This window comes from Pseudactinotalea sp. (assembly GCF_048594945.1).
Classification (GTDB): Bacteria; Actinomycetota; Actinomycetes; order Actinomycetales; family Beutenbergiaceae; genus Pseudactinotalea.
Map to the genome: position 1 here is coordinate 1 of NZ_JBMDXJ010000137.1, position 10,460 is coordinate 10,460.

At 70.9% G+C, this 10,460-nt stretch carries 10 protein-coding genes and 1 pseudogene; 5 read left to right on the plus strand and 6 right to left on the minus strand.

The window, feature by feature from the left end:
• Nucleotides 1-922 (plus strand): annotated as a pseudogene (locus ACOJSN_RS06470) (hypothetical protein); the annotation flags it as partial.
• 7 nt (nt 923-929) lie between these two features.
• Here ACOJSN_RS06470 and ACOJSN_RS06475 read toward each other — a convergent pair.
• Entirely contained in the window at nt 930-1,874 is a 945-nt protein-coding gene (locus ACOJSN_RS06475) for an SDR family oxidoreductase (protein WP_420111690.1), read from the minus strand.
• A gap of 131 nt (nt 1,875-2,005) precedes the next feature.
• On the opposite strand from ACOJSN_RS06475, the gene ACOJSN_RS06480 reads away from it, so the two are divergent.
• A complete protein-coding gene (locus ACOJSN_RS06480) occupies nt 2,006-2,845 on the plus strand; it encodes a helix-turn-helix transcriptional regulator (protein WP_420111691.1) in 840 nt (279 codons plus the stop codon).
• A 74-nt stretch (nt 2,846-2,919) separates the two neighbouring features.
• Here the strand turns inward: ACOJSN_RS06480 and ACOJSN_RS06485 are convergent, their stop codons facing one another.
• The 4 genes from ACOJSN_RS06485 to ACOJSN_RS06500 all read right to left on the minus strand — a co-directional run bounded on the left by ACOJSN_RS06485 (nt 2,920) and on the right by ACOJSN_RS06500 (nt 6,417).
• Complete coding sequence (locus ACOJSN_RS06485; protein WP_420111692.1) at nt 2,920-3,834, minus strand: cation diffusion facilitator family transporter; 915 nt, start codon at nt 3,832-3,834, stop codon at nt 2,920-2,922.
• A gap of 1 nt (nt 3,835) precedes the next feature.
• Entirely contained in the window at nt 3,836-4,198 is a 363-nt protein-coding gene (locus ACOJSN_RS06490; RefSeq protein WP_420111693.1) for an ArsR/SmtB family transcription factor, read from the minus strand.
• Between the two features lie 48 nt (nt 4,199-4,246).
• Nucleotides 4,247-4,528 carry a DUF2277 domain-containing protein gene (locus ACOJSN_RS06495; RefSeq protein ID WP_420111694.1) on the minus strand — a complete coding sequence of 94 codons (282 nt, stop codon included), beginning with the start codon at nt 4,526-4,528 and terminating at the stop codon, nt 4,247-4,249.
• A gap of 83 nt (nt 4,529-4,611) precedes the next feature.
• Nucleotides 4,612-6,417 (minus strand): DUF5979 domain-containing protein, encoded by a 1,806-nt coding sequence (locus tag ACOJSN_RS06500; protein WP_420111695.1) that lies wholly within the window; start codon nt 6,415-6,417, stop codon nt 4,612-4,614.
• 350 nt (nt 6,418-6,767) lie between these two features.
• On the opposite strand from ACOJSN_RS06500, the gene ACOJSN_RS06505 reads away from it, so the two are divergent.
• The gene (locus ACOJSN_RS06505) at nt 6,768-8,459 is read left to right on the plus strand and encodes an ATPase (protein WP_420111696.1); all 1,692 of its coding nucleotides are present in this window, start codon (nt 6,768-6,770) and stop codon (nt 8,457-8,459) included.
• A 19-nt stretch (nt 8,460-8,478) separates the two neighbouring features.
• On the opposite strand, the gene ACOJSN_RS06510 is transcribed toward ACOJSN_RS06505, so the two are convergent.
• Nucleotides 8,479-8,847: a hypothetical protein gene (locus ACOJSN_RS06510; RefSeq protein WP_420111697.1), complete on the minus strand. Its 369-nt coding sequence runs from the start codon at nt 8,845-8,847 to the stop codon at nt 8,479-8,481.
• A gap of 130 nt (nt 8,848-8,977) precedes the next feature.
• On the opposite strand from ACOJSN_RS06510, the gene ACOJSN_RS06515 reads away from it, so the two are divergent.
• Complete coding sequence (locus ACOJSN_RS06515) at nt 8,978-10,333, plus strand: FAD-binding oxidoreductase (RefSeq protein WP_420111698.1); 1,356 nt, start codon at nt 8,978-8,980, stop codon at nt 10,331-10,333.
• Nucleotides 10,330-10,460: sigma factor (locus ACOJSN_RS06520; RefSeq protein WP_420111699.1), on the plus strand; the 131-nt coding region annotated here is incomplete at its 3' end. The genes ACOJSN_RS06515 and ACOJSN_RS06520, both read left to right, overlap by 4 nt.

Sequence of the window (10,460 nt, forward strand, 5' to 3'; positions counted from 1 at the left end):
CGGGCTCAGCTCGAGCAGGTCAGAGGTGTTCTCCCTGCCGGAGTATCAACCGCCGCCTGAGCCTGAGCCTGAGCTGGCCACGCTGACGTTGGCGGTCGCGGTGGTCGACGGCATGCTCGTGTTCAGCGGGAGTGGCGAGCCTGGTGCCTCGGTGCGGGTAGACACGGAGGGCGAGGAGCTCGTGTCTGCCACGGTGAACGACGAGGGCGACTGGATCGCCGAGATCGACGCCGACCCCTCGCTCGGCGGTATCACCGTGATCGCGACGCAGACCCTCGGCGACCTGGAGTCGGAGAGTAACGCGGTCCCGGTGCCGGAGATCGACGACGGGGTCGATCCTCCCGCATCGCCCCCTGCTCCGACCGCGAGCATCCTGTTCGTGGTGGGCAACCACGCCACCCTGGTCGGAACGGCCACGCCCGGTGCCGACATCGTGCTCCGCACGCCCGAAGGTGTGCACGTGGGACAAAGTCACGCCGACGACTGGCTGCCGACGTGGACCCTCGGCTTCGATGACGACCGCATCGCCGGCGACGGGCTCACCGTGGTCGCCATCCAGGTCGTCGACGGCGTCGAGTCGCCACCGAGCGCGCCGCTCTTCCTGCAGGACGGCCGGTGGAGCATCAACGAAGCCGGGTCCACCGGCGAGTCCGAGGACCTGGTCTCTTCCGGGTCGGCCACGGAGCGCGAGCCCACGGCCGACCCAGATGGCAGTCCAGTGCCCGGACCCGCCACCGAACCGGAGACGATCGTCGAACCGGAGACGACGACCGAACCCGAGCCCGCCACCGAGCCTGAGGTGACGACCGAGCCGGAGCCCGAGGTCGAGCCTGACCCCGACCCCACGATCGAGCCGGACGCCACACCCGAGTCGGACCGCACGACCGAGGCCGAGCCCACGCCGGACGAGAGCGTCGAGTAGAAGGCGGCTACGCCGTCGGGAACTCAACCCCGGTCAGCTCCTGGGACACGTCCCAGATCCGCGCGGCATCTTCGGTGCTTCGTAGTGGGGGGTAGAGGCGTGCCGGCGCAGGCGGGCCGCCGAGGCCACCGGGGCCGTGGGGTCCGTACATGATGCCCGGCTGAGCATCTGGCGCCGTGACGGCCAGGAGGGCGGGGAGCTGCGCCGACTCGACCGTGCCGACGAGGATCCCTCGTGAGGACAACCACCGGATCACCCGGACCTGCGGCGTGTCGGTGCTGCGTCCGATCTCGGGGCGCGACGCGAGCAAGCTGGTCGGCGCGACTCCCGGGTGCGAGAGGTTGCTGGTGATGCCCCACCCGAGCGCGGCGCTACGACGTTGCAGCTCCAGTCCGAACAGCCCGAGAGCGATCTTCGACTGACTGTAGGCGCGCTGGCCGTGGTACCCGCGCTCCCAGCCGAGGTCGTCCCAGTTGATCGACCCGCTCCGCGCGGCGATGCTCACCTGAGACGTCACACGCGCGCGGCCCGCGCGCAGCAACGGCAGCAGCTGCGCCACGAGCGCCACGTGCCCGAGGTGGTTGGTGCCGAGCTGCAGCTCGAAACCGTCGGCCGTCAGCTGCCGATCCGGTGGCGTCATGACCCCGGCGTTGTTGACCAGCAGGTGGATCGGCGCGCCCTCCGCCCGCAACTGCTCGCCGAGCGCGGCTACCGACGAGAGTGAGGACAGATCCAGACGGCGGAGCGAGACCCGTGCTTCCGGGTGGCGTTCGCGGATGCTCGCGACGGCGTCCTCACCCTTGTTCTCGTTGCGCACCGGCATGATCACCTCCGCGCCGGCTGCCGCCAGCCGGGTGGCGATGCCGAGTCCGATGCCGTCGCTGGCTCCGGTGACGAGCGCGCGCCTGCCTGACAGGTCCGGCAGGGCGATGGTGATGGGCGTGCGTGTCATGGCGATTGCTCCTCGCGTGGTGGTGCAGTCCACTCTGAGGGACGGGCCGGCCCGGTTCCAGGGATCGCTGATCCGTGGCTACCGGCACAGCGGGAGGGTAGAAACGTCATACGAGCACAGGAGGAGCGCGCATGATCGATCGCACCGGGCTGGCGGACTTCCTCCGGCGACGGCGGGAAGCGCTGCAGCCCGAGGACGTCGGGATGCCGCGTGGGCAACGACGCCGGACCACCGGGTTGCGCCGTGAGGAGGTCGCGTCGCTGTGCCACATGTCGACCGACTACTACGCGCGGCTGGAGCAGGAACGTGGGCCGCAGCCGTCGCTCCAGATGCTGGCGGCGATCGCCCAGGGCCTGCACCTGACGCTCGAGGAGCGCGACCACCTGTTCCGTCTCGCCGGGCACACCCCGCCGGCACGCGGTGGCAGCAGCGAACACATCAGCCCCGGGCTGCTGAGGATCCTCGACCGTCTCGACGACACACCTGCCGAGATCGTCACCGAGCTGGGCGAGACACTGCGGCAGACCCGCCTGGGCGTCGCGCTCACGGGCGACCTCACCGGGTACACCGGCCCCGCTCGCAGCATCGGCTACCGCTGGTTCACCGATCCCTCCAGCCGCGACCTGTACGCGCCCGACGAGCACGCCTTCCTCACTCGGATGTGGGCCTCGGGGCTGCGCGGTGTCGCCACGCTCCGCGGTCCCGGCTCCCGTGCCGCGCAGCTCGCGGAGGAGCTGCTCGCGCGCAGTGAGGAGTTCCGGCGCGCGTGGGAGAACCATGAGATCGGCATCCGCCCCCACACGGTCAAGCACTTCGTCCACCCCGAGGTGGGAGCGCTGGAGCTGACCTGCCAGCAGCTGCTCGACCCCGAGCAGGCCCACGCCCTCCTCGTCTACACGGCGATCCCGGGAAGCGAGAGCGCCGAGAAGCTCCGGCTCCTGTCCGTGATCGGTGCTCAGCCGATCGGCTGAGCGCGAGGGAACCACTGATCAGCGAGGTGCATGCCTGGGCCTCGCGCAGCAGGACGGAACTGATCAGTGGTTCCCTAGGCGTGGGCGGCGACCTCGTGGTTGTCGTCGTGACTGCTCGGCTCGATCTGGAACGTGGAGTGGTCCACGTCGAAGTGGCCGCGCAAGCAGCCCTGCATCGCATCGAGCACCGTACAGAACCGCTCGGGGGCGAGGACACTGTCGTCCACCACCACGTGCGCGGTCAGCACGGGCACACCGGAGGTGATGGTCCAGGCGTGCAGGTCGTGCACGGCCACCACGCCGTCCACACCCTCCAGGTGGGTGCGCACCTCCGTGAGCTCGATGTCCTCGGGCGTTCCCTCGAGCAGCACCTTCGCGACCGACCGGAGCAGCGAGAACGCTCGGGGGGCGATCAGCACGGCGATGGCGATGGATGCCACGGCGTCCGCGCGCTGCCACCCGGTCGTGGCGATCACCACCGCAGCCACGATCACGGCCACTGATCCGATCAGATCGCCGAGCACCTCAAGATAGGCGCCGCGGACGTTGATGCTCTCCTTCTGGCCACCGCGAAGCAGCATCAGGGCGACGACGTTCGCGACCAGCCCGACCGCGCCGAACACCAACATCCCGGGAGCGTGCACCTCCGGCGCCCCACCCCAGCGCCGCACGCCCTCCACGAAGACCAGCACCGCCACGACCGAGAGCACTACCCCGTTGACCAGTGCCGCGAGAACCTCGGCACGCTGCCATCCGAACGTCCAGCGTTGGTCGGCCGGCCGAGCCGCGAGCCAGGTCGCCGTGAGGGCGATCGCCAACGCGGCGGCGTCCGTGAGCATGTGGCCGGCGTCGGAGAGCAGCGCGAGCGATCCGGTCACCGCGGCGCCGATCACCTCGACGACCATCACGGTGCAGGTGATCGCGAGCGCGGCCACCAGCCGGCCCCGGTGCCGCTGTCCGGGCGTGACGTGGCTGTGCGCGTGACCCATGTCAGGCCTCGCCCCCGTGCGTGTGGACCACGGCGTGCAGGCCCTCGTCCAGCAGCTCCTCGGCGCGCTGCACCAGCGCGCCCAGCGAGGTGGTGGTCAGCGAGTAGTACGTCGAGCGGCCCACCGCGCGCGGCGCGACCAGCCCGGCCTCGCGCAGCACCGCCAGGTGCGCCGAGGTGGTCGACTGGGCGAGTCCCACCTCGGTGACGAGATCGACCACCCGCCGTTCGCCGTCGGCCAGCGAGTGCACGATCTGCAGCCGGGCCGGCTCGGCGAGCGCGCGAAACACGGCCGCAACCGCCTCGTGGTCGTGCCGCGTGGTGACACAGCTCCCGTCAGCGCCATCCCGCGATATCATCGTCATACAACGATGTTATCGCTCAGGAACGCTTCTGAGCAAGCGCCGCCGGTCTCAGGACGCGGCAGACTCCGGGAAGCGCTTGGCGTTCCGGGCGCGGGCCTTCTCGCGCTCCACCTCACGGTCCTTCGGAGGCGCGGTCGTCACCAGGTCGGCGAGCAGGTGCTCCGTGGCGTGCGCGATCTCGGCGACAGCGCGATCGAACACCTCCTGATTGGCCTTGGAGGGCTTGGTGGTGCCGCTGATCTTGCGGACGTACTGCAGCGCGGCATCGTGGACCTCTTGCGAGGTGGCGTGGGGCTCGAAGTTGTGGAGGGGTCGAATGTTGCGGCACATGCGTTCAGGCTGGCACGCGCCACTCCCATGGGCAAGGCTCGCAGCCCGGTCGACCCGTGGGGCCGACCGGGCTCCGGTCTTGATCAGTGCTGCTGACGGCGTCGCATCACGAGCATCGTCGCGCCCACCATGATCAGGGCGAGCGCCCCGATCAGGGCTCCCACCCCGACGTCGGCACCCGTGTCGGGCATGCCTGGGCGGGTCGTCACGGTGGTCGGCTCGTCGGTCGGCCCGGCGGGCTCGGTCGGGTCCTCGGTCGCGTCCGTGGGCGGGTCCGTGGGCGGTACGAGCGTCGCGGTGTTGGTCAGATCGACAGCCACCACTGCGCCGGCAGCAACCGTCACGCTCGCCGAGGAGAACACCGGCGCGCCCCAGGTCAGCCCGTCGATCGGGTCAGGGGTCACCTCGGTGAGCGTCACCTCAGCACCGGCCGGAAGCTGATCCCTCTCCACCACGGTGCCGTCGGCCGGCACCACGAGCTCACCGGAGCCGGCCTCGAACCCGGCCCCGGCGGGGTAGGAGTAGGCCACGACGAAGGTGAGATCGTTCGGGACCTGGGCTGCGCCGTCGCCGCTCATGATCTTGGTGACCGAGAAGGATCCGGTGAGCAGGGTGGCCTCGTTGGTGAGTGTGACCTCGAGCGTGGTTCCGGAGCCGAGCGTGAGGTCGTTCTCGGAGAACACCGGGTCCGCCCAGGTCACGGTCTCGGGCGCGGACGGCGTGTCCTCGGTCAGGTGCACGGTCGAGCCGCGCGGGAAGCTGTCGCTGACCCAGGTGTCGCCGCCGGCGACCTCGAAGGTGCCGTCGAGCACGTCACCAGCGGGTGTCGTCACCTCGTACGTGCCGGAGTAGGTGATGCCCTCGACCGCGCCGACAGCGCCGAGCACCTCCTTGGTGATCGAGAACCGCCCGACGTTCGTGCCCGATCCCGACCCGCCGCCGCCCTGGCGGACGACCTCGGCGGTCACGGTCTTCGTGGTCTCGGTGCCGATCGTGAGGTCGGCCTCGTTGGTGTAGGTGCCGGTGGCACCGCCGTCGGTGACCGCGGTCATGTAGTCGACCACGTAGAAGTAGCCCTGCTCGGTGGTCAGGGTGACTGTGCTGAGGTCGTCGGAGACCGTGTAACGGCTCGGGTCGAGCAGCTGGTAGCTGCCCGGCACCTGCCGGCCGTTGCCGTCGATCACCAGCTGGTCGGTGTGCCGCACGCTCACGCCGGTGATCTCCTGCGCCGGGCCCACCCGGTCCGTGACCGTGAGCTCCTGGCCCCCGGCCATGCCGGTGGCAGGCGCCTTCACCACCACGCGCCAGTGCACGGTGCCTGTGGCGGTGTCGTACGTGCCCCACTTGTAGCTGCCCCGCCCGGTGAACTCGCAGTCCGCCGAGCACGGACCCGCCGGCGGGGTCACGGTGATGGCGCCCTCGACGCCATCGATGTCGTACGTGACCTCGGTCTCCTCGGTGACTTCGGTGGTGACCGCAACCCAGAAGGACGCCGAGCCCGAGATGTTCAGGGGGTTGGCGGCGAGGTAGTCGTCGTCGAAGTCGCACACGAGCTGGGTGCGCGTCACGGAGCACTGCCCCATGGCCGCACCATCGGGATCGAGCATCGGGAACGAATCGGTGCGGCCCTGCAGTTCAGGCGGCAGGTCGACGACCAGGCCCGCAGGTGTGGCCGCGTGGTCCGGCAGCGTCCACGAGAGATTGAGCTCCGCGGTGCTGCCCTGCGTGGTGGAGTCCTGCGTGAACTCCGCCGAGGTGATGGTGGCGTCGGTCGCGTACGGCGGTGCCGCCGTGGCCGTGCTCGCCCCGATGATCGCGCTGAGCAGCAGCGCGAGGATGCCGATGATGCCCGCCGACCGGCGGCGGGCATGCGAATGAGACGTGCGCATGGTCCTCCAGGGCATGCCGCAGCGCGGCCACCCAGTTCTGTCGCCCCGAACGGCGGGACGGTTCCCCTAGCAGTCGGCGACGAACCCCCTACGGTCGATGTCGCACGACGCCGTCACGCTAACCCGCCACCCGCGCTTCAGGTCAGGTTGATGCTGCGACGACCAGGGGGATCTCGGGCGGGGCAGGTTCGCCCCGCGGGGTGGGCGGGTGAGTGATGCTCGACGGCGAAACGCCCCGGGTGGGGAGTCCTCACCAGGTCGATGGGCACGAGATCGGGCCGGTACTGCCACGATGGGGGTGTGCCGTGCACGCGGGGACGTGTTCGTGTGCCATCCGAGAGGGAGTTGCTGTGACTGTCGAGCCACCACGCGCGGTTGCGACCATCCGAGCCGACGGGAACGCCGAGGTCGTCATCGACGGCGTCGCCCAGCGAGTTCTCGCCACCACGCTCGAGCAGACGCGCGCCGACGTGGTCGCACGCGTCGCCGCAGTGGCGCGGGCCGAGGGACGTGCCGTGCAGGTCGACACCTACGATCCCGAGGGCCGGTTCGTGCTCACGGTCAACCCCGATGGCTCACTCGGCGAGATGAGCAGCAGCGACCTGCCGGAGGACACGATCCCGCCGGCCCAGGCCACCGCGAGCGCACCGGAGCCGCCGAGCGCGCCGGCGCCGCAGGACCCGGTGGCCGCGTGGGGGCCACCCGGATCCGCGCCGCTCGCGCCCGCCACGCCCGCCGAGCAGACCCCGCCCGAGCCCGAGCAGCATGCGCCTGTGCCGTATCCGCAGCCCGCCGAACCCGGTGGCGTGGCGTCGTGGATGCGCACCGCTGCCACCGGCCCGGCGAGCTCGCCGCCACGGCCGGCCGAGTCGCAGCAGCCCGCACCGGCGCAGCAGTCGGGCTCGCCGTGGACCCCGGGGCCGCAGCCCGCACCCCAGCCGAACCCGCAGCCGCAGCCCGTCCAGCAGTACGAGCAGTACGAGCAGCCCGCGCCGCCGCAGCAAGCGGCTCAGCAGCCCCAGCAGCAAGCGTTCCCGCCTTCGCCCACCTACCAGGGCGACGCACAAGGACAATCGGCCTCCGCCGTCGGGCAGTTCATGCCCGAGCAGCCGATGACCCGGCGACAGATGCGTGAGTCGTTCCTCAAGAGCGAGCAGTCGGAGGCGCCGGCGAGCAAGGGGTTCCGTGGCACGTTGGCGCGGATGGGTGTGCGGACGCAGCCGTCGGCGGCCGAGCGCGCGGAGCGGGAAGACATTCACGCGGTCTCGCAGCACTGGCCGGGCGTGCGCACGATCGCGGTCGTCAACGGCAAGGGTGGGGCGAACAAGTCGCCGAGCACCGCACTGCTCGCTGCCACGTTCGCGCGCTACTCCGGCGCGGCGACGATCGCGTGGGACAACAACGAGACGCGCGGCACGCTGGGCTGGCGCACGGAGCAGGGACCGCACGAGTCGACCGTGCTCGACCTGATCCCGCGGACCGCCGAGCTGCTCGAGGTGACCGCGCGTGCCGGCGATATCAGCCACTACGTGCACCACCAGGCCGCGGACAAGTACGACGTGCTGCGGTCCAACCCGAACCTCCTCAGTTCCGAGCAGCGGATCAGCGGCGAGGACGTGGACGCGATCCACGACGTGCTCGGCCGCTACTACCGACTGGTTTTCGTGGACTCCGGCAACGACGAGTCCGCCGAGCACTGGCTCCGCATGATCGACAAGGCCGATCAGCTCGTGGTTCCCACGATCGCCAAGCCCGAGCACGCCGAAGCCGGCGCGCTGCTGCTGGAGGCGCTCATCAAGCGGGGCGGCCGGTCCGCTGAGCTCGCGCAGCGGGCGGTCGTGATCGTGTCGCAGGCGCGCGAGAAGGATGCCAACCCCTCCGCCGCCGAGATCGCGCGCGGGTTCGAGGGATGGGTGGCCGCCGCGGTGACGATCCCGTTCGACCGGGCGATGGTGGAGAACGTGCTGCGGTTCGACTCCCTCCACGCCACCACCCGGCGGGCGTGGTTGCGCGCCGCCGCAGCGGTGGCGCGGCAGCTGTAGGAAGGCGCCGGCCGCACCGTCACTGATCCGGGAAGTGCCCCGGCAGGAGGCGGTGCAGGTCAGACTCGTGGTGCGGCAGTGGGGCCAGCCTCCCCTCCACACGCAGCAGCAGGATCTCGCGCGGACCGGTGAACGGCGAACCGACGGTCAGGCTCGCAGCGACGCCTGGATGCCGGGGTGCGAGGAACACCCGCCCGTGAGGATCGGTGAGCACGGTTCCCGCCTCGGGCATGGCCGTGATCCTGCGGGCCAGCTCGTCCCGCCAAGCGGTCGCCTGCTCCTGGTCGGGCTCGACCGTCAGGATCGTGGGGAACCCGGTCTCGTGGGCGATGAGCACGAGCCACTGCCCGGGCCGGACGGTGTACGTCTGGGGTGCCTTGCGCGCCATGCCCCCAGCGTGGACAGCCGAGATGAACAGCGGATGACCCGCCGTCGATCGCGGGGCCGGTCACACTTCCGGCGGCGCCGTCGTCTTCTTGAGGATGCCCGCACACCGCGGGGTCGAACAAGGAGAACTCATGCTCACCACGCTCGAGCCCCATCTGACCGACTTCACCGGCACCGTCATCACGCCGGACCTGCCCGAGTACGCCGCTGCCGCTCGCACGGCGCTCGTCGAGGCGGCTCCGGACATCGTGCTGCGCCCGCGGGACATCACGGACGTGCAGCGCGCGGTCCGCGCCGCTGCCGCTTCAGAGCTCCCGCTCGCCGTGCGCGGCGGTGGCCACTCGTTCGCCGGTCTCGGAACGGTCGACGGCGGGATCGTCATCGATCTCGGCTCTCTCGACTCGGTCGAGGTGCTCGACGGCGGTCGTGTTGTTCTCGGGGGTGGCGCCACCTGGGGTGGGGTCGCCGAGGCGCTCGCTCCCCACGGGCTGGCGATCTCGTCAGGCGACAGCGCCTCGGTGGGGGTCGGCGGGCTGACGCTCTCGGGCGGCATCGGCTGGATGGTCCGCTCCCGCGGACTCGCACTGGACAGCCTCGTCTCGGCGCAGCTGGTGACGGCCGACGGCGAGACCCTCACCGCGAGCCGCGACCAGCACCCCGACCTGTTCTGGGCACTCCGCGGCGGCGGTGGCGGCTTCGGCATCGTGGTCGCCTTCGAGTTCCAGGCACAGCAGCTGGAGGCGATGACCTTCGGCACCCTCGCCTTCCCCGCGGGTGAGACCGCACAGGTGATCGCTGGGTGGGCGGCGCATATGCGGCAGGCGCCGCGCACGCTCGCGTCCACGGTGAGGATCGCCGATCCGTTCGCGGGCGGGGTCGACGCCCCGATCGTCATCACGGTGGCGGCCACCGATGAGCTCGCGGAAGCTGCGATCGCGCCCCTGCGCGAGCTGGGGACGGTGAGCTCGGACGACGTCCGGCGACGTCCCTATCTCGACGCCCTCGAGCCGGGCATGACGCTCCCCTCGGGTCTGCGGCTGACGGTGCGGAGCGGGTTCGTGCCGGCGGCGCATGTCGATGCTGCGCTGGCCGAGGTCGCTGCAGTTGCCTCCGCACCGCAACCGGCGACGATCGCGCTGCACAGCCTCGGCGGTGCCGTGTCCGATGTCGGCGTTGACGAGACCGCGTTCACCCATCGCCGGGCCGAGCTGCTCGTCACGACCTTCGCCGGCGGTCCCGCTGCAGCGTTCGCGGGGGTGCGCTCGGGCGTCGACGCCGTGTGGTCACGGCTGGCTCCGCACACCGACGGTGCATATGCCAACTTCCTCGACGACAGCTCGCCCGACGCCGTGGCGAGCATCCATCCCGAGGCGACGCTCCGCCGTCTGGCACGCATCAAGGCGACCTACGACCCAGGGTTCCTGTTCTCGGGGACTCCGGCGTCGGCGGCTATCGCTAACCTCGGAGCAGATGAAGGGGAACGATGAGCGTCACGCAGCCGGGTAGCGGCGACCTCGCCGAGGAGTTCGACGCCCACCGGCGCTACCTCTCGACGGTCGCCTATCGGATGCTCGGCTCGCACGCCGATGCCGAGGACGCCGTCCAGGAGGCGTG

Coding starts and splice junctions, on each gene's coding strand:
- ACOJSN_RS06475 (WP_420111690.1), bottom strand. CDS start 1,874: ATGACACGCACGCCCATCACCATCGCCCTGCCGGACCTGTCAGGCAGG.
- ACOJSN_RS06480 (WP_420111691.1), top strand. CDS start 2,006: ATGATCGATCGCACCGGGCTGGCGGACTTCCTCCGGCGACGGCGGGAA.
- ACOJSN_RS06485 (WP_420111692.1), bottom strand. CDS start 3,834: ATGGGTCACGCGCACAGCCACGTCACGCCCGGACAGCGGCACCGGGGC.
- ACOJSN_RS06490 (WP_420111693.1), bottom strand. CDS start 4,198: ATGACGATGATATCGCGGGATGGCGCTGACGGGAGCTGTGTCACCACG.
- ACOJSN_RS06495 (WP_420111694.1), bottom strand. CDS start 4,528: ATGTGCCGCAACATTCGACCCCTCCACAACTTCGAGCCCCACGCCACC.
- ACOJSN_RS06500 (WP_420111695.1), bottom strand. CDS start 6,417: ATGCGCACGTCTCATTCGCATGCCCGCCGCCGGTCGGCGGGCATCATC.
- ACOJSN_RS06510 (WP_420111697.1), bottom strand. CDS start 8,847: ATGGCGCGCAAGGCACCCCAGACGTACACCGTCCGGCCCGGGCAGTGG.
- ACOJSN_RS06515 (WP_420111698.1), top strand. CDS start 8,978: ATGCTCACCACGCTCGAGCCCCATCTGACCGACTTCACCGGCACCGTC.